This is a genomic window from Curtobacterium sp. NPDC089689 (genome assembly GCF_044749145.1).
GTDB lineage: Bacteria > Actinomycetota > Actinomycetes > Actinomycetales > Microbacteriaceae > Curtobacterium.
This window is the reverse complement of sequence record NZ_JBIVHJ010000006.1, coordinates 24,305-46,656: the sequence shown is the minus strand read 5'-3', so window position 1 is coordinate 46,656 and position 22,352 is coordinate 24,305. Positions and strand designations below refer to the sequence as shown.

Sequence of the window (22,352 nt, the reverse complement as noted above, 5' to 3'; positions counted from 1 at the left end):
GCGTCAGGCCTCCTCGGAGCGCGGAACGGCGGCGCGGCCAGCGCCGAACGCGCCGACGAGCATCCCCGTGCACACGATCAGCAGGCCACCGAGGATCATCGCCGCGCCCGGCACGGGACCGAGGACGAAGACCCCCACGATCCCCAGGACAGCGACCGACGGACCGATGAGGTACGCGGCGAAGGCTGTCACCTGAGCACTGTTGTTCGGTTCCACACCCGAACCCTGCTGGCGCGCTGCGGTCCGCAGCGTCCGTGGCGCAACGCACCGGCCTGGAGGCGCGACCCGCCCTGCGGGGTCGCGTCGCGCCTCCAGGCCGGTCACCGCGACGGCGGTCGACGCGCGACCGCAGACTGCCGCAGCCCGCCTACCCGAGTGGCTCGACCCCGTAGCTGGTGACCACCGCGCGCAGCTCGTCGAGGTAGGTCTGCGCCTGCACGGTGAGCGGGACCGAGGCGTGCGCGATCCAGCCGATCTCGATCCGCTCGTCGACGTCGAGCGGGATGGCGACGATCTCGGGGTCGAGGTCGTCGCTGATGAGGCCGGTGGAGATCGTGTAGCCGCCGAGTCCGATCATGAGGTTGAAGATCGTCGCACGGTCCGACACCCGGATCTCGCGCTTGCTCGACATCGTGGAGAGGATCTCCTCGGCGAGGTAGAAGGAGTTGTTCGCGCCCTGGTCGAACGTCAGCCGCGGCAGGTCGGCGAGGTCTTCGAGCGTGGCGCGCTCGCGTGCGGCGATCGGGTTCCGACGGGCGACGAAGATGTGCGGCTGCGCGACGAACAGCGGGGTGAACACGACCCCCGCGTCCCGGAAGAGCTTGCCGAGCACCTGCCGGTTGAACTCGTTGCGGTAGAGGATGCCGACCTCGCTGCGGAGGGTCCGGACGTCCTCGATGATGTCCCACGTGCGGGTCTCGCGGAGGGAGAACTCGTACTCGTCCGCGGCCGCCCCCTCGACCATGCGGACGAAGGCCTCGACGGCGAACGAGTAGTGCTGCGCGCTCACCCCGAGCAGGCGTCGTGATGCCTGCCGGCCGACGTAGCGCTGTTCGAGGAGGGACACCTGTTCGACGACCTGCCGGGCGTACCCGAGGAACTCGACGCCGTCGACGGTGAGCACGACACCGCGGGCCGACCGCGTGAAGAGCGGGCGCCCGATCCGCGCCTCGAGGTCCTTCATCGCCGCGGACATCGTCGGCTGCGACACGTAGAGCAGGTCGGCTGCCGCGCTGATCGACCCTTCGGATGCGACCTCGATGAAGTACCGCAGCTGCTGCAGGGTGATGTCGTTCGAGACCCGCGCCATAGGCAGAGGCTATACCGCCGCATAGCGTCTCCGTATTACCTGATGACCCGTGGTTCCCGTCATGATCGAGAGACCCCTTCCCAGTGCCTCCGGGCCGCGACGCAGACGGATGGCTCACCATGACGGACGACCTCACCTTCAGCATCACCAGGACCCGGTTCGACGAGGACTACTCCCCCTCGGACAGCTCCCGGTTGACGACGAACTTCGCGAACCTGGCGCGCGGGGAGCACCGGCAGCAGAACCTCCGCAACGCGCTGTCGCTGATCAACGGGCGGCTGAACGAGCTGGCCGGCGCTGCTGGGTCGTCTGCGGTGCCGAGCGCGACCGGTGACCGTTACCGTGTCGAGCTCGACATCGTGTCGGTGTCGATGGAGTTCGTGGACGAGGGTGCGGCGGAGCGCTTCCCGTTGCTCGAGATGCTCGACGTCACGATCGTCGACCAGCACACCGGCGAGCGCCACCAGGGCATCCTCGGCAACAACTTCTCGTCGTACCTCCGCGACTACGACTTCTCGGTGCTGCTGCCGTCACTGCCGTCGCTGCCGTCCGACTTCGGTGTGCTGCACGGGGTTCTCTTCCAGCGGTTCCTCTCGTCGTCGGCGTTCCACGACGGGTTCGACACCGAGCCCGTCGTCTGCATCAGCGTCTCGACGAGCCAGACCTACCGGCAGACGGGGTTCGTCCACCCGGTCCTCGGCGCCGAGTACGACCACGAGCACTCCTCCCTCACCGACGACTACTTCGGGCGGATGGGGATGCAGGTGCGCTACTTCCAGCCTGCGGGCGGCGCGGCCCCGCTCGCCTTCTACTCGCGCGGCGACGTCACCGGGGACTACTCGGACCTGCAGCTCATCGGCACCATCGCCACGATGGAGACGTTCCAGAAGATCTACCGCCCGGAGATCTACAACGCGGACACCCCCGCCGGCGCGACCTACCGCCCGACCCTCGAGCACACGGACTTCACGGTGCCGCCGGTCACGTACGACCGCGAGGAGCGCAGCCGCCTCGGCGTTACCCAGGGCCGGTGGACCGAGGAACACCTCGTGACACCGCACCGTGCGCTGCTCGGCCGGTTCGCTGCCGACGCCGCCGTCACCCTCTGACCTCCCTCCTTCCTGACAGGACCCGCACTCGCATGACGTCCCTCCTCCCCACCTCCATCGTCGGCAGCCTGCCGAAGCCGTCCTGGCTCGCCGAGCCCGAGAAGCTGTGGTCCCCCTGGCTGCTCGAGGGCGACACCCTGGCCGAGGGCAAGCAGGACGCGCTCCGGGCGGCCGTGCACGAGCAGGAGCAGCGCGGCATCGACATCGTCAGCGACGGCGAGCAGAGCCGGCAGCACTTCGTCACGACGTTCATCGAGCACCTCGACGGCATCGACCAGCAGCGCAAGGAGACCGTCCGGATCCGCGACCGCTACGACGCCGCCGTCCCCACCGTCGTCGGCGCCGTGAGTCGTTCCGCCCCGGTGTTCGTGGACGACGCCCGCTTCCTGCGCACCCAGACCGACCGACCGATCAAGTGGGCGCTCCCCGGCCCGATGACCATGATCGACACCCTCTCCGACCAGCACTACAAGTCGCGCGAGAAGCTGGCGTGGGAGTTCGCCACGATCCTCAACGAAGAAGCACGGGAACTCGAAGCGGCCGGGGTCGACATCATCCAGTTCGACGAGCCCGCCTTCACCGTCTTCCACGACGAGGTGCAGGACTGGGGTGTCGCCGCGCTCGAGCGTGCCGCCGAGGGCCTGCACACCGCCGAGACCGCCGTGCACATCTGCTACGGCTACGGCATCGAGGCGAACAACCGGTGGAAGGAGACACTCGGGGCCGAGTGGCGGCAGTACGAGCAGTCGTTCCCGCTCCTCCAGCAGTCCTCGATCGACATCGTCTCCCTCGAGTGCATCCACTCCCACGTGCCGCTCGACCTCGTGGAGCTCATCCGCGGCAAGAAGGTGATGCTCGGCGCGATCGACGTCGCCACCGAGACCGTCGAGACGCCGGACGAGGTCGCCGAGGTGCTGCGGCGGGCGCTCGAGTTCGTCGACGCGGACAAGCTCATCCCGAGCTCGAACTGCGGGATGGCGCCGCTGGCGCGGAGTGCTGCGCTCGCGAAGCTCGGGGCGCTGTCCGCCGGGGCGGACATCGTGCGGGCCGAGCTGGTGGGCGCGGCCGTGCCGGCTGGCCGCTAGCGGTTCGGCTCACGACGAGGCTCAACCCGGTCTGGAGGCACGGCTCGGCCCCGACACGTGGCTGTCGTCGGTCAGGCCGAAGGCGTTGACTACCCCCATGATCACCAAGGGCGAGATCCACGAAGTCGAGAACGCGACCGTCCGGGACCGCGACGGCTTTTCAGTCGGCAAGGTCGCTCAGGTGTTCCCCTCCGAGGAGGACGGCAGCGCCGCGTTCGTCAGCGTCGCGACCGGTCTCTTCGGCGGGCACGCCGTGCTCGTCCCGGTCGAGGACGCCATGTTCGACGGCTCGGCTCTGCACGTCGGTTACACGAAGAACGCGATCAAGGGCGCGCCCGCGGCCAGCACCGAGAACGCCTTGTCCATCACCGAGGCGAACCAAGTCCGCAAGCACTTCGGATTGTCCCCAGCGGGCAAGGCGACCGGCGACATGGGCGATCCGTACGAGAACCTCGACCAGGCCGGGACCGGCCCAGCGGGCGCGGACGACACCGAGGGCGCGGGGACGACACCGCCAGCATGAAGCGGGACGCTGAAGCGGACATCGCCTCCTGGTCGAGCGTCGAGTTGTCGCTCGACCGCCGGACGGATGCGCGCCGGATCACGTTCGGAGTCTCCTGATCGACATCTACCGACCACGTCCTGACCGGCACGAGACACTCCCGACTCGGTCTCTGCGAAGCACTCGCTCCGCGCCGTGACGGAGCCGCGCTGACTCGGCGCGCGTTCAGGCAAGTGGCGGATTCGCCATCGCTCAACGAGGCGGTGTTGTTCTGCGAGGGCTCCGCACGGAGACGAGGCAGGGAGGGTGATTCCCGCGATGAAACGGGAGCACGTCATCGTGCGAGTGCACGAACGGCGTCGTACTGGCGCGTCCGTTGGAGCATGCTCGAACCGGACGACCGTCAGCCCCGGAGGAGGTGCGCGAGCAGCGAGACGCTGATCACAATGCCGGCGAGTACGAAGGCGCATCCTAAGAACCTCGTGAGCTCCGGAGTGAACTGACCTCCCTAGAACTCGCCCTGCGACTTCCGCGAGAACCGCGCGATCGGCTCGGGGAAGCAAAGTAGGACGGTGCCCCAGCTGAGACAAACGACCGCTGCTACTGCGATCCAGAGAGTAAGCACGGGCGGAGGCTATCCGGTCTCCTGTCGCAACAGCCGATGATTCAGTCCGAGTACAGCCTGTTCGGGCGGGACGCCGAGCACAATGGCGTCCTCGACACCGCATCGGAGCTCGGGATCGGGTTTGTGCCGTTCTCCCCGCTCGGCCGTGGGTTCCTCTCCGGCACCGTCACTCAGAAGGACGACCTACCCGAGGGCGACGCCCGTCGGAACCTCCCCCGGTTCTCCGACGCCGCGATCGACGCGAACCTCCGCGTCGTCGACGAGCTAAAGGCCATCGCTGACGAGAAGGGCGTCACCACCGCGCAACTCGCGCTCATCTGGCTGATCCAAGCAGGCACCGTCCCCATGCCCGGCACCACGAAGCCGTCCCGGGTCGAGGAGAACGTCGCCGCCGCCGACGTCGTCCTCACCACCCGTGACCTCGAACGCATCGAAGTGGTCTCCCCGCACGGTGTCGCGGTCGGTACCCGCAACACCGAAGCCGGCATGGCCCGCGACCGCGGCTGACCCCCGCACAACGACCCGTGGCACCAATCGTGTGCCACGGGTCGTTTGTGCGTCCGTTTACCGATCAGTCAACGAGACGTTCAGCGAGCCGCTGCCGGTCGTCTCTGCCTGCGTCGTCAGCATCCGCGGGGCGACCGCCCGCGAGAGCCGCCAATCGAGGCATACTCGTGCGAGTATTGAGTCATCCTCCACAAACACGGAAGGGGACCTCCCATCGCCGAGCAAGTACTTCCCGAAGATCGCCGTCAGCACTTGGACTTTATTCAGGCGGCGATCGCACGCATGTCTGCTGCATCGGCTGTCGCGAAGGGATGGGCGCTCACTATCGCGACGGCCACCTTTGGGTACGCCGGCACGCAGTCATCCGCTGTCGTCGCGCTTCTCGGGATGTTTGCTGTAGTGCTCTTCGCCGCGGTCGATACTCGCTACCTTCGAGAGGAGCGCAAGTACCGATTGCTCTTCGACGCAGCTCGAGGCGGCGCCGTTGATGTGTACGAGATGAACGCGAGTAGCTACTGCGACACGTTGAGCCTCGCGGACTCCAAGTCCATTTCGCTGGGTGAAGTTGTGTGGTCGTGGTCGGTGCGTGACTACTACGGACTCATGCTCCTTGTCGGGGTGGCGCTGCTGGTGTGGCTGCACTGCCGATAGTTCGGCAAGCTTCTCGGAGAGTTTCCCAGGCGTCGTCTTTCTGCGCCTCACTGTAGTTGCTCTCCGGCGGCCAGATACGTCCGATCCGATCGTTCTCGTTCCGTGGTACAAGGTGAATGTGCATGTGCATCACCGATTGGCTGGCCGCTTCACCGTTGGATTGAATGATGTTGAGTCCGTCCGGGTGCAGGCTCTCTTCGATGGCCTTCGCAATCCTGAGGGCGGTGACGCTGAGTCGTTGAACCGTCGGCTCATCCAGCTCCCAAATGTCTGGGACGTGCGAGCGAGGGATGACCATCGTGTGGCCGAGCACTGCGGGCTCAGTGGGGAAAAAGGCGACCGTGTGTTCGTCGCGGTACACCTCTCGGGCGTCTGGGTCGTCGCGATCGACGATTTCGCAGAACGGGCAGCCCTCCTCACCACCGATGTCACTCATGAGCGAGCGTATGCGCCGTCCACCCATGAGGTGATGTTGGCTTTGATGTCCGCGTAGACCGCTTGACTCGTGGAGCCAGACGGGGTGTGTACCGGGACGTAGTCGGCAACGGTGCCGCCACCCTTCAGTGCAACGTTCGAGAACGGGTTGGCGCCTGCACTATCGGTCGTGCCCGAGGAGTCAGCAAGGCCGTTGATGCGGATACCCACGAGAGGCTTCTTCGCATCCCACGCCTTCGCGATCTCGTACTGGACCCAGCTGCGGTCTGCGGTCTCAGAACCGATCAGTACGACGACGGCCTTCTTGTCGGACATCTGCTCGTCGATCCACTCCTGGATCGCGGTGTCACCTTGTTGCTTCACCGCTTCCCACTCCTGCGAATCCATGATGGGCTGCCCCTCGACAACTCCCATGTTTGACACCTGCTGAACCCGCCACGAATCGTTGTCGTAGTGGAAGCTGTAGAACACTGTTTTGGCCATGATTTCCTCTCCATGCGACCTCGTTGGCGCGCTTCGAGCAGCTTACCGAGGAGTACTGACGTTCCTTCAGGTCGACCCTCGCAACCTCCGCAGGTAGAGCCTGCGCAGGTGGCTATCGCGCCGGCTTCGAGGCGACGTGCCCGGCGATTGATAGTGAACTGGCCGCCGGTCGGAAACTCTTCCGCCGCCAACGGTCCTGACCAAGGTGCTCCACAGCGTCCTCAACGAGTCGTCCCCCCACGGTGGTGCGCGATGGCCCGAAAACCGAAGTTGATGTTCTTCAGGTGCGTCAGCGGGTCAGACGAGCTGCCCTCATTGCGCGCTCCAGTCCACGCCTCAGGCGTGATCTTGGGCCACAGTGTGAAGTCGTAGCGGTGCTTGGTCACGTACTCATGCGAAGCCGCCTGGCCATCAACTTCACGTCCGTAGGTCACCTGCAGCTCGCCGGTGACAGGGGCACCCATAGCGCCGCTCTTGTCACTGCGATCCGCTGTACTCTCCGGCAGGTGTCAAAACAGGCGGATCCGTGCCCCGGGCGCGAGCTCAAACGGTGCAGCGAAGAACTCGCGGAGACCTGGCCCAACGTGGGTATCGTCATCAGAGAGTCCGAAGCCCGCACCGAGGAGCTCGAAACGGACGTCTTTAGCAGCAGTCGCCCCCGTGTTGGCGAGGACTAGGTCAAGAGCGCCATGGCTAGCGATGCTGGGGACAATGTTCATAGTTACGTCCGGGCGTGTTCGGTCCTCACGATCCTGAGCTGCTTGGGCGGAGTCATGCCGCAGTTGAACGGCGGAAGGTGGCGCGCACCTCGGACGCACCTTGGTCAGGCCGAAGCGCGCACTTCAGCGTGACCAGAAACGTGCGAAGCAGCGTGAACAGTCGCAGGTTCTCCGGCCTCACCCTCGATACTTTCGTCGTCTCGGTAAGCGATCCCTTGACGGAACGCGCTACTGTCTGGACAGCGATCCGGAATCATTGCGTCATGGTCGAACCAATTCCTGCCGTCTTCAACCCGATCGCCTCTGAAATCCGGCTTGTGCACGCGCGGCTCGATCGGGCTGACGCGCATGTGCGGATGTTCCGGGGGACGTGGGACGAGTACCTGAGCACCAGGCCTCACAAGCTTCGACACACTCCGGAGAGCGACGGGACGTTGACGGTGCGGCTGCACCGAACAAGACCGCTTCCCGTCGACTTGTCGGTGATCTTCGGGGAGCTGCTCTATGAGCTGCGTGCAGCACTCGACAACTGCCTCTACGCGATTGCGGTGCTTGTCTCGGGGGAGAACCCGCCGCCGAGCGCGGGGAGACTGGAATGGCCGATCCGCGAAACGCCGGCAGAGTGGAAGAGCCAGGCCAGTAGGTACCGCGACTTGCCGCCGGTGATCAGGGAGGCTCTCGAGAAGGTGCAGCCTTATCAGGCCCAGCTACCGGGGTGGAACAGCCTGGCGATCCTGCACGAGCTCGCGCGGGTGGACCGGCACCGATCGATGCACGGTCTGGGGCTGTACCTTTCTCATCTGCGTATGAAGGCCGACCTCCGCTACATCGAAGTCCTCGATCAGGGACGGCCGGGCATCATAGGAGACGGTGATTCAATTGTGAGGCTGCGGTTAGCCGAGGGCTTCGTCCTTGCTCCCCACAATTTCGATTTGAGGGTCGAGTTCGACGTCGACGTGACGAATGTGACAGAGAGCGTCGGCCCCTCAGGGCAGCTCGGCCGCCCTTGGGGCTCGCTCGACAAGCGCCTGCGCAGCCTCGTCATGGCGACGCGGCAGTACACCACAGAACTCCTTGAGATTGCCGCGGATCACGTGCTCGGGCAAACGCGATAGGCAATGCAAGTCAGTGCCCCGGGAGGCGCCGACCGGGACGAGGCCGATTCCCGCCGGTTTCCGCGCTCGCTCTGTCCGATTGACGGTCCGTCACCGAACACAGCTTCTTGCAACGCACGCAATGCGACTGCCGTGTCGCAGACAGCCCGTCCGAATCGAATCTCGATGAAGTTCCGCTCTCCGACCAGTCGGCGACCGCGCCCCTGAACGACGAACGCCCCGCCGGCCGAAGCCAGCGGGGCGTTCCCACGAGTCAGGCCGGGATCAGAAGTCCCAGTCCTCGTCCTCCGTCACGACAGCCTTGCCGATGACGTACGACGAGCCCGACCCCGAGAAGAAGTCGTGGTTCTCGTCCGCGTTCGGGGAGAGCGCCGACAGGATCGCCGGGTTCACCTCGGTGAGCTCCTTCGGGAACATCGGCTCGTACCCGAGGTTCATGAGCGCCTTGTTCGCGTTGTAGTGCAGGAACTTCTTGACGTCCTCGCTCAGCCCGACCTCGTCGTAGAGGTCCTGCGTGTACTGCGTCTCGTTCTCGTACAGCTCGAAGAGGAGCGAGAACGTGTAGTCCTTGAGCTCCTGACGCTCGGCCTCGGTGACCTGCTCGAGACCCTTCTGGTACTTGTACCCGATGTAGTACCCGTGCACGGCCTCGTCGCGGATGATGAGGCGGATGAGGTCGGCGGTGTTCGTCAGCTTCGCCCGCGAGGACCAGTGCATCGGCAGGTAGAAGCCGGAGTAGAACAGGAACGACTCGAGCAGCGTCGAAGCGACCTTGCGCTTCAGCGGGTTGTCGCCCTGGTAGTAGTCCATGACGATCTGGGCCTTCTTCTGCAGGTTCGGGTTCTCCTCGGACCAGCGGAAGGCCTCGTCGATCTCCGGCGTCGACGCGAGGGTCGAGAAGATCGACGAGTAGCTCTTGGCGTGCACCGACTCCATGAACGCGATGTTCGTGTAGACGGCTTCCTCGTGCGGGGTGATCGCGTCGGGGATGAGCGACACGGCGCCGACGGTGCCCTGGATCGTGTCGAGCAGCGTGAGGCCGGTGAAGACGCGCATGGTCATCTTCTGCTCGGCCGGCGTCAGCGTGTTCCACGACTGGACGTCGTTCGACAGCGGCACCTTCTCCGGCAGCCAGAAGTTGTTGACGAGGCGGTTCCAGACCTCGACGTCCTTGTCGTCCTGGATGCGGTTCCAGTTGATGGCCTGGACCCGATCAATGAGCTTCAGCTTCTCGACCAACGCACGTTTCCTTCAAGAGATGGTGACTATGTAACGGACTGGAGGCGCGGTGCGGCCTGGCACCGCGCCTCCAGGCCAAGAATGATTGCGACAGCAATCAGAGCATGCAGCTGACGCAGCCCTCGACCTCGGTGCCCTCGAGCGCGAGCTGACGCAGACGGATGTAGTAGATCGTCTTGATGCCCTTGCGCCATGCGTAGATCTGGGCCTTGTTGATGTCGCGCGTGGTCGCGGTGTCCTTGAAGAACAGCGTGAGCGACAGGCCCTGGTCGACGTGCTGCGTGGCAGCGGCGTAGGTGTCGATGATCTTCTCGGCACCGATCTCGTACGCGTCCTGGTAGTAGTCCAGGTTGTCGTTCGTCATGAACGGCGCCGGGTAGTAGACGCGGCCGAGCTTGCCTTCCTTGCGGATCTCGATCTTCGACGCGATCGGGTGGATCGACGACGTCGAGTGGTTGATGTACGAGATCGAACCGGTCGGCGGGACGGCCTGCAGGTTCTGGTTGTAGATGCCGTGCTCCTGGACGGAGGCCTTCAGCGCCTTCCAGTCGTCCTGCGTCGGGATCGCGATGTTCGCGGTCGCGAAGAGCTCCGCGACGCGGGCGGTCGCCGGCGTCCACGCCTGGTCGGTGTACTTGTCGAAGAACTCACCCGACGCGTACTTCGAGTCGCGGAAGCCGTCGAAGGTCTCCCCCGTCTCGATGGCGATGTTGTTCGAGGCGCGCAGGGCGTGGAACAGCACCGTGTAGAAGTAGATGTTCGTGAAGTCGATGCCCTCTTCGGAGCCGTAGTACACGCGCTCACGAGCGAGGTAGCCGTGCAGGTTCATCTGGCCGAGGCCGATGGCGTGCGACTTGTCGTTGCCGTCCTCGACGGAGCGGACCGACGAGATGTGCGACATCTGCGACACCGAGGTGAGGCCGCGGATGGCGGTCTCGATGGTCTTGCCGAAGTCCGGCGAGTCCATGGTCAGCGCGATGTTCAGCGACCCGAGGTTGCAGGAGATGTCCTTGCCGATCTCCTTGTACGAGAGGTCCTCGTTGAAGGTGGTCGGGGTGTTGACCTGCAGGATCTCCGAGCACAGGTTGGACATGTTGATCCGACCCTTGATCGGGTTGGCCTTGTTCACCGTGTCCTCGAACACGATGTACGGGTAACCCGACTCGAACTGGATCTCGGCGATGGTCGTGAAGAAGTCACGCGCCTTGATCTTCGTCTTCTTGATGCGCGAGTCGTCGACCATCGCGCGGTAGTTCTCGGAGATCGGGACGTCGCCGAACGGCATGCCGTAGACCTTCTCGACGTCGTACGGCGAGAAGAGGTACATGTCCTCGTTGTTCTTCGCGAGCTCGAACGTGATGTCCGGCACGACGACACCGAGCGACAGCGTCTTGATGCGGATCTTCTCGTCCGCGTTCTCGCGCTTGGTGTCGAGGAACTTCATGATGTCCGGGTGGTGCGCCGACAGGTAGACGGCACCGGCACCCTGACGCGCACCGAGCTGGTTCGCGTAGGAGAAGGAGTCTTCCAGCAGCTTCATCACGGGGATGATCCCGGAGGACTGGTTCTCGATCTGCTTGATCGGGGCGCCGGCCTCACGGATGTTGGAGAGCAGCAGGGCCACGCCGCCGCCGCGCTTCGAGAGCTGCAGCGAGGAGTTGATGCCGCGCGAGATCGACTCCATGTTGTCCTCGATGCGGAGGAGGAAGCAGGAGACGAGTTCGCCGCGCTGGGCCTTCGCGGTGTTGAGGAACGTCGGGGTCGCGGGCTGGAAGCGGCCGGCGATGATCTCTTCCACGAGGTCGATCGCGAGCTGCTCGTTGCCCTGCGCGAGGCCGAGGGCCGTCATCACGACGCGGTCCTCGAAGCGCTCGAGGTACCGCTTGCCGTCGAACGTCTTGAGCGTGTAGCTCGTGTAGTACTTGAACGCACCGAGGAACGTCTGGAACCGGAACTTCTTCGAGTACGCCAGGTCGTTGAGTTTCTGGATGAAGTCGAGCGAGTACTGCTCGATCGTCGCGGCTTCGTAGTACTCGTTCTCGACCAGGTAGTCGAGCCGCTCCTTCAGGTTGTGGAAGAAGACGGTGTTCTGGTTGACGTGCTGCAGGAAGAACTGCTTGGCGGCCTCACGGTCCTTGTCGAACTGGATGTTCCCGTCCGAGTCGTAGAGGTTGAGCATCGCGTTGAGGGAGTGGTAGTCCATCCCCGTCTGCGGCGACGTCAGATCGACGTCTGCAACTGCTGCGTCCAAAATGCTTCCAATCCAGTGGTGACTGCGTGCACGTCGTCAGGCGTGCCGAAGAGCTCGAAACGGTAGAGGACGGGGACGCCGCACTTCTGTGCGATGACGTCCCCTGCGAGACCGTAGGCCTCGCCGAAGTTCGTGTTGCCGCCGACGATCACACCGCGGATGAGGGAGCGGTTGCGTTCGTCGTTGAGGAACTTGATGACCTGCTTCGGGACCGCTCCCTGCCCGTTACCGCCCCCGTAGGTCGGCAGCACGAGGACGTACGGCTCGTCCGCGTGGAGGAACGGGTCGTTCGGGTAGAGCGGGATCCGATGTGCCGGCAGGCCCAGCTTCTCGATGAAGCGGGCCGTGTAGCCGGACACGCTCGAGAAGTAGACGAGGCGACTCATGTGCGCTCCCTGGTGAGAGGTGCGGACAGCAGATCAGGAGGGGCGGTGTGGTGCTCGCCGGAGCCAGCACCACACCGGGGTCACGCGAGCTCGGCGCTGAGTGTCGCGATCTTGTCGGGACGGAAGCCCGACCAGTGGTCGTCGTCGGTCACGACGACCGGGGCCTGCAGGTAGCCGAGGCTCTTGACGTGCTCGAGGGCTGCCTCGTCCGTGGAGACGTCGTGCACCTCGTACTGGATGCCCTTGTTGTCGAGGGCCCGGTACGTCGCGGTGCACTGGACGCAGGACGGCTTGGTGTAGACGGTGACGGCCATGATCTCCCCTGTGTTCTCGGCCCGTCGAGCGGGTCGTTCAGTGGTGCTGGTGGTTGTGCTGCTGTGGTGCTTCTGAAGCCTGCCGGGTCTCGCAGAGAGCGAGTGCTGCGCCCGCAGAGAGCGGGTGCGAACCGGTGACTCGATACTACATCTAGTGGCCGACACCGGGACCGACCACAAGAGAAAGTGTTACAGCCGTGTAGTTCTCCACAACGCCCTCCACAGTGTGAACAGTCGGGAGAGGCCCGTGATTCCGCCAGTCTGACCCTCGCCACCGACACTCCTCCACACCTTGTGGACACATCCCTCCACGCCTGTGGGCAGAACACGATCGGCGTGTCGCGGAGCCCGGCACCTGACCGTGCACAGGTGCCGTGCACGCACACCTCCCCGACCGGGGGACAGGCCGTCCGTCCGGTCCGTACACTCCTCTTGTGAGTACGTACGGGCCCCTGCTGAAGACCCCCGGCGTCGGTCGTGTCATCGCCGCGCAGCTCACCGCCCGCTTCCCGTTCGGGATGCTCTCGCTCGCGTACCTGCTCCACGTCGAGCACGTCTTCGACTCGTACGGCGCGGCCGGACTCGTGCTCGCCACGACGAGCATCGGGCAGGCGATCGCGGGCCCGCTCACCAGCCGGTGGATGGGCAGCTGGGGCATGCGTCCCGTCCTGATCCTCACGAGCATCGTCGCGCTCGCGAGCATGGGCGTCGTCGGGTTCGTCCTGATGCCGCTCTGGGGCTACGTCGTCGTCGGGTTCATCGGCGGGCTGGCGGTGCCCCCGGTCCAGCCGGCCGTGCGCACCATCTACCCGAAGATGGTGACCTCGGCGCAGCTCACTCCCCTGTTCTCCCTCGACGCGAGCGCGCAGGAGCTCATCTGGGTGGCCGGCCCCGTCATCACGACCTTCGTCGCCACGCAGATCGGCACCGTCGAGGCGATCGTCGTCGCGATGGCGTTCCTCGTCATCGGCGGCGTGTGGTTCATCGCCTCCCCCGAGCTCGGCCGCGTGCGCATCCCCCGCTCGAAGCGGGCGTTCGGCGTCGTCCTGCGCCGCCCCTCGGTCGTCGTCGCCACCCTGACCGGCCTCCTCCTCATCGGAGCGTGTGCCGCGGTCGAGGCCAGCGTCACGAGCGTGTTCGGCGAGGGCAGCCCGAACGCGGGCATCGTCCTCGCGGTGTTCGCGATCGGGTCCCTGGTCGGCGGCCTCGCGTTCGGCCACCGCCCGATCTCGCCGAACACCCTCTGGACCCGCATGGCGATCGTCTTCGTGGGCCTCGCGCTCGCGGTCGGCGGAACGAACTTCTGGTGGCTCTGCCTGGCGCTCCTCATCGCGGGTGGCGGCATCGCCCCGGCCCTCGCCGTGATGTTCGGCTCGGTGTCGGCGACGGTGAAGTTCTCCGACACCGCCGAGGCCTACGGCTGGATGGGCACCGGCCAGCTCATCGGCGCGGCTGGCGGTTCCGCTGTGGCCGGGTTCCTCATCGACCTGCACGGGCCGACCGGCGGCCTCATGGTCGGTGCGGGCATGGCGTTGGTCGGGGTGCTGCTCCCCCTCGCGGCGAAGCAGTGGCTGCCCGACCTGCGCGGCCGTGACGCGAGCCCCATCCCCGACACCGAGCCGGTCAACCTCCCCACCTGATCCACGAAACGCGCGCGTTCCGACATCGCGCGCGTCGATCGACGCTCGTCACGTCGATCACGTGGTGCGAGCACCGGCCGGGAGGCACGACACGCGCCCGCCATGACCACCAGGATGGGTGCATGCTCACCTCCATCCCCCTCCGCGACGGCCGGAGCATCCCCACTGTCGGCTTGGGCGTCTACAAGGTCGACGACGCCGAGGCGGCCGTCGCCGTCGGCACCGCGCTCGACGCCGGGTACCGCCACGTCGACACAGCCGAGATGTACGGCAACGAGCGTGGCGTCGGGGAGGCGATCCGTGCCTCCCGGCTGGATCGTGACGACGTCTTCGTGACGACCAAGGTGTGGAACGACCACCAGGGTCGCGACGCGACCCTGCGGGCGTTCGACGCGAGCCTCGACCGGCTGGGGCTCGACGCCGTCGACCTGTACCTGATCCACTGGCCGGCAGCGGCGCGCGACCGGTACGTGGAGACGTGGCGGACGCTCGTCGAGCTGCGTGCGTCCGGACGTGCGCGGAGCGTCGGAGTCTCGAACTTCCAGGTGCCGCACCTCGAGCGGATCATCGACGAGACCGGCGAGGCCCCCGTGGTGAACCAGGTCGAGCGGCACCCGTGGCTTCCGCAGCGCGAGTTGATGGCGTTCCACGCCGAGCACGGCATCGTGACCGAGGCGTGGTCGCCGCTCGGCCGGGGGCGTCTCGTGGACGAACCGGTGCTGACGGCGATCGCGGAGGCGCACGGTGTGAGCGTCGCGCAGGTGCTCGTGCGGTGGAACGTGCAGCAGGGCGTGGTGGTGCTGCCGAAGTCGGTGACGCCCGAGCGGATCCGCTCGAACATCGACGTCGTTGGGTTCACCCTGACGGAAGAGGACCTCGCGGCGATCGCGACGCTCGAGTCCGGGCAGCGGACGGGATCGCACCCGGACTCGGTGTCGTAGCGCTGCCCTCAGCGCTCCGGCAGCACGCCGCTGAACGCCAGGACGGCGATCGCCGTGCCGACGACGGCGAGGAAGATGCCGATGAACCGCACGAAGCCCGGGGTGATCGGCTTCCCGTTCATCAGCTGGTCGCCCCCGATCGACTGCGCCCACCGGTTGAAGACGGCGATCGTGATGCCCCAGAGCGCGACGACGACCGCGCCGATGCCGAACCAGGTCATGACGGTCATTCGCCCCTCCGGCGGGCAAGTTGCTGACGCAGGTTGCGGACGAACAGGACCTCCATGCCCAGCGCGACCACGGGTAGGACGACCGCGAAAGCGATGTCCAGGGCACCGTGCCCGCGGGAGAGTGCTGCGATCGGCAGGCCGACCACCAGCACGGCGCACACGATGACGTTGAACCACGCTCCGATGACCCCTCCTGGGGTCCGACCGGTGCGCTCCATCCAGGGAACGGGCATGCGCCGGAAGCTACTCGTCGTGCCTGGGCCGGTGTCGTCCGGTCAGCCCCGGCGATCCTCCTCGGATTGCCACGGCAGGTTGAGGTCGCCCGGTTCCGGCTCGACGACGCCCGCGTCGTCCGCGCCGCCGGTCCCGGGTGCCGCGACCACACGGGACGGGTCGATGCCGTCCTCGCGGAGCTCGGCGTCGTCGCGCTGCTGGGTCTGGGAGGCGGCGGTCTCGCGCTCGCTCGACGGGCTGTAGGACGTGTCCGCCGCGCGCTGGGCGCGATCGTCGAGGCCGTCGGCGCCCTCGTGGTGCGCAGCGTCGCGCAGCTCGTCGTTGCGGGCGCGGTCGTCGGACTCGTCGGGGCCGGGGGCCTGGGGGATGCTGTCGCTCATGGGCTGCACAGTAGGCCGGTCGCCTCCGGGCACGGTTCGGTCGCGGGCACGCTCATCCGCTTCCCGCCGGTCCGTTCCCCGGCGCCGCAGCACACCACGAACCGCTGAGGTCCCCGGCCTCCGTTACGGTGGTGCAGCACCCGCACCACCTGGAGGTCCCATCGTGACGATCGTCGCCGCCGCAGACGGCTCAGCCCTCGGCAATCCCGGCCCTGCCGGCTGGGCCTGGTACGTCGATGACGACCGGTGGGCAGCCGGCGGTTGGCCGAAGGCGACGAACAACCAGGGCGAGCTCACCGCCGTGCTGCAGCTGCTCCGTGCCACGAAGGACACCGGCGAGCCGCTGCACATCCTGTGCGACAGCCAGTACGCGATCAAGGCGTGCACCGAGTGGCTCGCCGGCTGGAAGCGGAAGGGCTGGCGGAAGGCCGACGGCAAGCCCGTGCTCAACGTCGAGATCATCAAGGAGCTCGACGCCGAACTGCAGGGCCGGAAGGTCACCTTCGAGTGGGTCCGCGGTCACGTCGGGCACGAGATGAACGAGGCTGCCGACGTCCGCGCCCGGGGTGCTGCGACCGCGTACCAGAACGGCACCGACGTACCGCACGGCCCGGGTTGGCCCGGTGTCGAGGTCACCGAGCCGGAGCCCCTCCCCGAGGCGACCCCGCCCGCGACCCTGTTCTGATGGGACGAGCGCCGGGTCCCGACGAGGCACGGTCACTCGTCGAGTCACGGCTCCACGACGGCGAGGAACTCTTGTGGGTCGGCCGGAGCGACCTCGGTCGGATGTTCGTGCACGCCGACCGCTACCTGATCCCGTTCAGTGGGCTCTTCACCGTCCTCGTGGCGGTCGCCCTCATCTCCGCTGCACGGGGCTCGTCCCATCCCGCGGTGCTCGCGCTGCTCACGGCATTCCTGCTGATCGGACTGCACGTGCTCGCGGGCCGGTTCATCGTGAAGTGGCACCGCAAGCACACCGACGTCTACGCGGTCACGGACCACCGAGTGCTCGTGGTGAACGAGCGCCGGGTCCGGGAGACCTCCGCGAGCCGGACCGACTGGTACGTCGATCGCTCCGCCGAGCACATCTCCGTCGAGTGGGATGACTCACGCCACCTCGACACGCTCTTCTGGGGTGGGAGCGAGGCGGTGCGGCAGTACGCGAACACCGGCCTCGACCTCACACCCGACCGCGGGAACTTCGCGCTCTACGACGTCGCGGACGGCGACGCCCTGCTCACGGCCCTGCAGCGAACTTCTGGCCGGTGAGGTGGACCAGGCCTGGCGAATCGGGCAGGCAGCGGGGTCAGTAGGTCCCGTCCCGGCGGTCCTGCCGGGTGATCTGCTCACCCGACGCCGGATCGATCCCGCTCCGGGTGGTCGTCGTGGTACGACGGCCGCCGAACGCCACCGCCAGGCTGATGATGAGCAGCACGACACCGGCGGCCATCAGGATGTAGCCGATCAGGCGGAGGTCGACCCCGGCGACCTGGATGTTCAGGGCGAACGCCACGATGGCGCCGATCACGATCAGGGCGATGCTCGATCCGATGCGCATGGCGGTTCCTCTCGACGGTCCCGGCCACCGGACGGAGCTGGGCTGCCGTCGAACGTACCCGAACGTCAGAGTGGGCGTTCCCACAGTGCGACGGTGCTCTCCAGCCGGTCGTACCGGTAGGGCTTCGTCTCCCCCGTCGGCTCGTACCCGAGCGAACGCCAGAACGGCTCCGCGACGTCGGCGTTCGTCGCGACGATCCCGAGCCGGAGCCGGGTGATCGGCACCGGGGACACCGGGACGGCCGACGTCTCGGTCCGGCCCGCAGCCGCACCCGCACCCGCCGAACCGCCAGCCGCCCGAGCGCACGCCACGACCTCGTCGTGCATCGCTCGCCCGAGTCCCTGCCCGTGCGATCCCCCGCGGACGACGAGCAGCCCGACGTGCGCCACTTCCGGCGCCGGGTACCCGAGCAGCAGGTCCGCGAACGCGACGAGCTGGTCGCCGTCCCACAGTCCGAGGCCGTGCTTCCCCGCGGGGTCGAACCCGTCCGGGACGCCGATGAGCGCGCTGAGCCCGTCGGACGTCCCCGGCGGGTACCCGGTGATGGGAGCCGCGTAGTCCGGTACGGACTCGAGGAGGTCCTGCAGGGCGGCGACGTCCCGTGCGGCGGTCGGACCGCCGAGCGGACGGGCGACGGGCGCCATCAGTCGACGTCCACCTCGGCCCACCCGTCGAACCGGCCGATCTCGGTGACGCGGACGACCGCCTCGCCGGCCTCGTCGGAGGCGTCGAGGTCGATCGTCGCCGAGAACCCGAAGTCCTTGTCGCCGGCCGGGTCCGCGAAGATCTGCCGCGCACGCCAGGTCCGCCCGGCGCCGTGCTCGTCGAGGACCAGGTACTGCATCGACCGTGCGTCGGCGTCGGTCCCGATTGAGTCGTGCGCGTCGTAGTACTCCTCGAGCACGGCGTCCCACTCGTCCCGCCCGAAGCCTGCGGCTCCGTCGAGCGCGGCCAACCCGTCCACGTCGTCGGCGGCGGCGAGCAGCACCCGCTGGAACAGGGCGTTGCGGACGAGCACCCGGAAGGCGCGGACGTTGCCGGTGAGCCGCGCGGGCTGCGGCGGCGCGATCTCCTCGTGCTCGGCGGCGGCCTCCGCCACCGAGCCGTTCAGCAGCGCCTCCCACTCGTCGACGAGCGAGGAGTCGGTCTGCTTGACGACCTCGCCGAGCCACTCGATGAGGTCGTCGAGCTCGGGGGTGCGTTGTTCGTCGGTGATGGTCTGCCGCATGGTGCGGTAGGCGTCGGAGAGGTACCGGAGGACGAGTCCCTCGGAGCGGGTGAGCTGGTAGAACCGCACGAAGTCGCCGAAGGTCATCGCCCGCTCGTACATGTCCCGCACGACTGCCTTGGGCGAGAGCTGGAAGTCGAGGACCCACGGCTGCTCGGCGGCGTAGGCCTCGTACGCGGCGGTCAGCAGCTCGTCGAGCGGCTTGGGCCAGGTGACCTCCTCGAGCAGCTCCATCCGTTCCTCGTACTCGATGCCCTCCCGCTTCATGCGCGCGACCTCCTCGCCGCGCTCCTTGAACTGCTGCTGCGCGAGGATCGCCCGCGGGTCGTCGAGGGTGGACTCGACGATCGACACCATGTCCAACGCGTACGTCGGCGAGGAGGGGTCGAGCAGCTCGAACGCTGCGAGCGCGAAGGGCGACAGCGGTTGGTTGAGCGCGAAGTTGGGCGCGACGTCGACCGTCAACCGGTACGACACCGGCGGTCCGGACACACGCTCGATCACCCGTGCGTTGATGAGCGTCCGGGCGATGATGAGTGCTCGCCGCGCCATCGCGAGCTGCCTGGCCCGTGGTTCGTGGTTCTCGAAGACGAGCGCCCGGACGTCCTCGAACGCCGATCCACCGCGTGCCACGACGGAGAGCACCATCGCGTGCGTGATCCGCATGCGCGACACCATCGGCTCGGGCTCGGCCGCGATGAGCTTCTCGAAGGAGGCCTGCCCCCAGGAGACGAACCCCTCCGGCGCCTTCTTCTTCTTGACCTTGCCCTTCTTCTTCGGGTCGTCGCCGGCCTTCGCGAGGGCTCGGGCGTTCTCGATCTCGTGCTCGGGCGCCTCGGCGACGACGTCGCCCTCGGTGTCGTACCCGGCGCGTCCCGCCCGTCCGGCGATCTGGTGGAACTCGCGCGCGGACAGCTGCCGCATCCGCGAGCCGTCGAACTTCGTCAGGCCGGTGAGCAGCACGGAGCGGATCGGTACGTTGATGCCGACGCCGAGGGTGTCGGTCCCGCAGATCACCGGCAGGAGTCCGCGCTGCGCCAGCTGTTCGACGAGCCGCCGGTACTTCGGCAGCATTCCCGCGTGGTGGACGCCGATGCCCGCGCGGATGAGCTTCGAGAGGGTCTGGCCGAACCCGGCGCTGAACCGGAACCCCGCGATGGCAGCAGCGATCTCATCGCGCCGTTCGCGTGAGGCGACCTTCACCGACATGAGCGCCTGCGCTCGCTCGAGCGCTGCGGCCTGCGCGAAGTGCACGATGTAGACCGGCGCTTTGCCCTCCTCGAGCAGCCGCTCCACGGTCTCCTGCACCGGTGTCATGACGTACTCGTAGGACAGCGGGACCGGCCGGGAGACACCGGTCACCCGGGCGGTCGGCCGTCCGGTGCGACGGGACAGGTCATCCGAGATGGTGGTGACGTCCCCGAGGGTGGCGGACATCAGGAGGAACTGCGCGCGTTCGAGCACGAGCAACGGCACCTGCCACGCCCAGCCGCGGTCGGGGTCGCCGTAGAAGTGGAACTCGTCCATCACGACGACGTCGACCTCGGCGTCCGGCCCCTGCCGCAGTGCGAGGTTGGCGAGGATCTCCGCCGTACAGCACACGATCGGGGCGTCGCCGTTGACGCTCGAGTCGCCGGTCACCATGCCGACGTTCTCCGCGCCGAACAGGTCGACGAGCTGGAAGAACTTCTCGGACACGAGGGCCTTGATCGGCGCCGTGTAGTAGCTCCGCTTGCCCTCAGCGAGCGCGGCGAAGTGCGCGCCGGCGGCGACGAGGGACTTGCCGGTGCCGGTCGGGGTCGAGAGGACGACGTTGGCGCCGGAGACGAGTTCGATGACCGCTTCGTCCTGCGCCGGGTAGAGCGGTCGGCCGCCGTCGGCGGCCCACGCGGCGAAGGCCTCGTAGACGGCGTCCGGGTCGACGACACCGTCGACCGCCGCCGGCAGGGCGGCGACGAGCGGGGGCTGGGCGGTGACGTCGGTCATTCGTCCATCCTCCCAGGTGCGGACGGGGCGGCCGGGAGGCGCGGTACGGGCCCGCCCTGCGCCCCCAGTCCGGATCGTGCCGAGCCGCAGACCCTGCTCCATACGCGCGCATAGACTCGCGACATGCGCGAACTCGGCTTCCTCTCCTTCGTCCCGAACCACGGTGGCACCGCCGGTGCCGCTGGAGCGCTGGAGGACGGCCTGCGGCTCTTCGCCGCTGCCGAGTCGTTCGGCTACGGCACCGGCTGGGTCCGCGGGCGGCACTTCGAGCCGTTCCTGACGAGTCCGATGACGTTCTTCGCGGCCGCGGCACAGCGGACGAGCACGATCGGGTTCGGCACCGCCGTGCTCGGCATGCGGTACGAGGACCCGGTACGGTTGGCCGAGGACGCGAGCACGGTCGACCTGCTGAGCGGCGGGCGCGTGCAGCTCGGGATCAGCACCGGCATCGCCGGGTACGGGCCGATCCTCGACCCGGTGTTCGGCTCGGTCGAACGGAGCTTCCGTGACGAGGCCGAGGCACGAGCCGCGCGACTCCTCGAGGTCCTGCAGGGTGAGCCGCTCGGCACGGCCGGCAAGGGCTACGAGAGCATCCCGGCCGGCGCCGACCTGACGCTGCAGCCGCTGAGCCCCGGTCTCCGCGATCGGGTCTGGTGGGGCGGCGGCAGCACGGCCACCGCGGTGCGCACGGCTGAGAAGGGGCTGCTGCTGCACTGCTCGACGTTGAACACCGAGGACACCGGTGCGCCGTTCGCCGTGGCGCAGGCGGACCAGATCACGGCGTACCGCGAGCGTTTCGCTGAGCTCCACCCCGACCGCACGCCGAAGGTCGCCGTCGGGCGGATCGTCGTGCCGCTCCTCGACGACCACGACCGCGCGGTGCACGAGGAGTTCCTGACCGGGTACGCCTCGGGCATGGACGACGAAGGACGTCCGCTCTCGGGGCCGCCGTTCCGCTTCAGCAGGGTGGTCCAGGGATCCGTCGAGCAGATCACCGAGACGCTCCTCGCGGACCCCGCGGTGGCGGCGACGGACGAACTCGTGGTCACCCTGCCGGCGAACGGCGACGCGGCAGCGCACGAGCGCATCCTGCAGATCGTGGCCGAGCAGGTCGCTCCGGTCGTGCGAGCCGGCTGAACCCGGTCGTCTCCCGGCCGGGGCATCCGGCGGGGCCCACGACGGGCTGGTGAGTTCCCCGGGCCCCCGGCCGGATGCACCATCCCGTTCCTGATCCGCACGGGATGGTGCGTCCATAGTTGCACCCCGCCACGGGCTTGTCACGCCGACATCGCGGATTCCGGCGATCCAAGATGAACGTTCGTCACTCGACGATCGGGCTCCGGGAAGACGAATGCGCCCCCGCGCAAGCGTGGGGGCGCATCCTGGACACACCGGTGTCGTCCGGGCTGACCGATCGGATCAGGA

The 22,352-nt window shown here is 67.3% G+C and carries 25 protein-coding genes; 10 read left to right on the top strand and 15 right to left on the bottom strand.

Translation table 11 applies throughout. The features are described from left to right. Window positions 1-3: 3 nt before the first annotated feature. Window positions 4-192, bottom strand: a complete 189-nt coding sequence (locus tag ACIPYW_RS16750) for a hypothetical protein (protein WP_400415543.1) — start codon at window positions 190-192, stop codon at window positions 4-6. A gap of 175 nt (window positions 193-367) precedes the next feature. Continuing rightward, complete coding sequence (locus ACIPYW_RS16745) at window positions 368-1,309, bottom strand: LysR family transcriptional regulator (RefSeq protein ID WP_400415541.1); 942 nt, start codon at window positions 1,307-1,309, stop codon at window positions 368-370. Window positions 1,310-1,428: 119 nt separating this feature from the next. Here ACIPYW_RS16745 and ACIPYW_RS16740 point away from each other — a divergent pair, with 119 nt between their 5' ends. The 4 genes from ACIPYW_RS16740 to ACIPYW_RS16725 all read left to right on the top strand — a co-directional run bounded on the left by ACIPYW_RS16740 (window position 1,429) and on the right by ACIPYW_RS16725 (window position 5,137). After that, window positions 1,429-2,418, top strand: a complete 990-nt coding sequence (locus ACIPYW_RS16740; protein ID WP_400415538.1) for a putative oxygenase MesX — start codon at window positions 1,429-1,431, stop codon at window positions 2,416-2,418. Window positions 2,419-2,450: 32 nt separating this feature from the next. Further along, a complete protein-coding gene (locus ACIPYW_RS16735) occupies window positions 2,451-3,503 on the top strand; it encodes a methionine synthase (protein WP_400415536.1) in 1,053 nt (350 codons plus the stop codon). A 97-nt stretch (window positions 3,504-3,600) separates the two neighbouring features. After that, on the top strand, window positions 3,601-4,026 hold the full coding sequence (locus ACIPYW_RS16730; protein ID WP_400415534.1) for a PRC-barrel domain-containing protein: 426 nt from the start codon (window positions 3,601-3,603) through the stop codon (window positions 4,024-4,026). A gap of 640 nt (window positions 4,027-4,666) precedes the next feature. After that, window positions 4,667-5,137 (top strand): aldo/keto reductase, encoded by a 471-nt coding sequence (locus ACIPYW_RS16725; RefSeq protein ID WP_400415532.1) that lies wholly within the window; start codon window positions 4,667-4,669, stop codon window positions 5,135-5,137. A 601-nt stretch (window positions 5,138-5,738) separates the two neighbouring features. Here the strand turns inward: ACIPYW_RS16725 and ACIPYW_RS16720 are convergent. From ACIPYW_RS16720 to ACIPYW_RS16710, 3 genes are all read right to left on the bottom strand, one after another. Continuing rightward, entirely contained in the window at window positions 5,739-6,224 is a 486-nt protein-coding gene (locus tag ACIPYW_RS16720; RefSeq protein WP_400415531.1) for an HIT family protein, read from the bottom strand. Next, on the bottom strand, window positions 6,221-6,706 hold the full coding sequence (locus tag ACIPYW_RS16715; RefSeq protein ID WP_400415529.1) for a TIR domain-containing protein: 486 nt from the start codon (window positions 6,704-6,706) through the stop codon (window positions 6,221-6,223). Before ACIPYW_RS16715 ends, ACIPYW_RS16720 begins: the two co-directional genes overlap by 4 nt. A 221-nt stretch (window positions 6,707-6,927) precedes the next feature. Continuing rightward, entirely contained in the window at window positions 6,928-7,170 is a 243-nt protein-coding gene (locus ACIPYW_RS16710; RefSeq protein ID WP_400415527.1) for a hypothetical protein, read from the bottom strand. Between the two features lie 518 nt (window positions 7,171-7,688). Here ACIPYW_RS16710 and ACIPYW_RS16705 point away from each other — a divergent pair. Continuing rightward, window positions 7,689-8,540, top strand: coding sequence for a hypothetical protein (locus ACIPYW_RS16705; protein WP_400415526.1), 852 nt, complete (start codon window positions 7,689-7,691; stop codon window positions 8,538-8,540). 264 nt (window positions 8,541-8,804) lie between these two features. On the opposite strand, the gene nrdF is transcribed toward ACIPYW_RS16705, so the two are convergent. The 4 genes from nrdF to nrdH form a co-directional block, all read right to left on the bottom strand. Beyond that, window positions 8,805-9,779 (bottom strand): class 1b ribonucleoside-diphosphate reductase subunit beta, encoded by a 975-nt coding sequence (gene nrdF / locus ACIPYW_RS16700; RefSeq protein ID WP_400415523.1) that lies wholly within the window; start codon window positions 9,777-9,779, stop codon window positions 8,805-8,807. A gap of 97 nt (window positions 9,780-9,876) precedes the next feature. Next, the gene (nrdE, locus tag ACIPYW_RS16695) at window positions 9,877-11,982 is read right to left on the bottom strand and encodes a class 1b ribonucleoside-diphosphate reductase subunit alpha (RefSeq protein ID WP_400415521.1); all 2,106 of its coding nucleotides are present in this window, start codon (window positions 11,980-11,982) and stop codon (window positions 9,877-9,879) included. A 17-nt stretch (window positions 11,983-11,999) separates the two neighbouring features. Continuing rightward, the gene (gene nrdI, locus ACIPYW_RS16690; protein WP_400415519.1) at window positions 12,000-12,416 is read right to left on the bottom strand and encodes a class Ib ribonucleoside-diphosphate reductase assembly flavoprotein NrdI; all 417 of its coding nucleotides are present in this window, start codon (window positions 12,414-12,416) and stop codon (window positions 12,000-12,002) included. Between the two features lie 80 nt (window positions 12,417-12,496). Continuing rightward, entirely contained in the window at window positions 12,497-12,730 is a 234-nt protein-coding gene (gene nrdH, locus ACIPYW_RS16685) for a glutaredoxin-like protein NrdH (protein ID WP_022904483.1), read from the bottom strand. A gap of 434 nt (window positions 12,731-13,164) precedes the next feature. Between nrdH and ACIPYW_RS16680 the strand changes: the two genes are divergently transcribed. Beyond that, the gene (locus ACIPYW_RS16680) at window positions 13,165-14,370 is read left to right on the top strand and encodes an MFS transporter (RefSeq protein ID WP_400415515.1); all 1,206 of its coding nucleotides are present in this window, start codon (window positions 13,165-13,167) and stop codon (window positions 14,368-14,370) included. A gap of 122 nt (window positions 14,371-14,492) precedes the next feature. Next, on the top strand, window positions 14,493-15,311 hold the full coding sequence (locus tag ACIPYW_RS16675; RefSeq protein ID WP_400415513.1) for an aldo/keto reductase: 819 nt from the start codon (window positions 14,493-14,495) through the stop codon (window positions 15,309-15,311). An 8-nt stretch (window positions 15,312-15,319) separates the two neighbouring features. Here ACIPYW_RS16675 and ACIPYW_RS16670 read toward each other — a convergent pair whose 3' ends face one another. From ACIPYW_RS16670 to ACIPYW_RS16660, 3 genes are read right to left on the bottom strand one after another with little or no spacing between them, the layout of a single operon-like run. Next, complete coding sequence (locus tag ACIPYW_RS16670; RefSeq protein ID WP_400415511.1) at window positions 15,320-15,541, bottom strand: hypothetical protein; 222 nt, start codon at window positions 15,539-15,541, stop codon at window positions 15,320-15,322. Further along, complete coding sequence (locus ACIPYW_RS16665) at window positions 15,538-15,774, bottom strand: hypothetical protein (RefSeq protein ID WP_400415508.1); 237 nt, start codon at window positions 15,772-15,774, stop codon at window positions 15,538-15,540. Before ACIPYW_RS16665 ends, ACIPYW_RS16670 begins: the two co-directional genes overlap by 4 nt. Before the next feature lie 42 nt (window positions 15,775-15,816). Further along, window positions 15,817-16,155, bottom strand: coding sequence for a hypothetical protein (locus ACIPYW_RS16660; RefSeq protein WP_400415507.1), 339 nt, complete (start codon window positions 16,153-16,155; stop codon window positions 15,817-15,819). Window positions 16,156-16,318: 163 nt separating this feature from the next. Between ACIPYW_RS16660 and ACIPYW_RS16655 the strand changes: the two genes are divergently transcribed. Both ACIPYW_RS16655 and ACIPYW_RS16650 read left to right on the top strand, forming a co-directional pair. Next, window positions 16,319-16,840, top strand: coding sequence for a ribonuclease H (locus ACIPYW_RS16655; RefSeq protein WP_290133825.1), 522 nt, complete (start codon window positions 16,319-16,321; stop codon window positions 16,838-16,840). Continuing rightward, window positions 16,840-17,424 carry a hypothetical protein gene (locus tag ACIPYW_RS16650; protein WP_400415505.1) on the top strand — a complete coding sequence of 195 codons (585 nt, stop codon included), beginning with the start codon at window positions 16,840-16,842 and terminating at the stop codon, window positions 17,422-17,424. Before ACIPYW_RS16655 ends, ACIPYW_RS16650 begins: the two co-directional genes overlap by 1 nt. 37 nt (window positions 17,425-17,461) lie before the next feature. On the opposite strand, the gene ACIPYW_RS16645 is transcribed toward ACIPYW_RS16650, so the two are convergent. The 3 genes from ACIPYW_RS16645 to ACIPYW_RS16635 all read right to left on the bottom strand — a co-directional run bounded on the left by ACIPYW_RS16645 (window position 17,462) and on the right by ACIPYW_RS16635 (window position 20,927). Beyond that, window positions 17,462-17,713, bottom strand: a complete 252-nt coding sequence (locus ACIPYW_RS16645; RefSeq protein ID WP_058725573.1) for a DUF6458 family protein — start codon at window positions 17,711-17,713, stop codon at window positions 17,462-17,464. Window positions 17,714-17,778: 65 nt separating this feature from the next. Further along, a complete protein-coding gene (locus tag ACIPYW_RS16640; protein WP_400415502.1) occupies window positions 17,779-18,357 on the bottom strand; it encodes a GNAT family N-acetyltransferase in 579 nt (192 codons plus the stop codon). Further along, window positions 18,357-20,927 (bottom strand): DEAD/DEAH box helicase, encoded by a 2,571-nt coding sequence (locus ACIPYW_RS16635; RefSeq protein WP_400415500.1) that lies wholly within the window; start codon window positions 20,925-20,927, stop codon window positions 18,357-18,359. The genes ACIPYW_RS16640 and ACIPYW_RS16635 overlap by 1 nt, the downstream gene beginning before the upstream one ends. Window positions 20,928-21,050: 123 nt before the next feature. Here ACIPYW_RS16635 and ACIPYW_RS16630 point away from each other — a divergent pair, with 123 nt between their 5' ends. Next, the gene (locus ACIPYW_RS16630; RefSeq protein WP_400415498.1) at window positions 21,051-22,064 is read left to right on the top strand and encodes an LLM class flavin-dependent oxidoreductase; all 1,014 of its coding nucleotides are present in this window, start codon (window positions 21,051-21,053) and stop codon (window positions 22,062-22,064) included. Window positions 22,065-22,352: the final 288 nt, after the last annotated feature.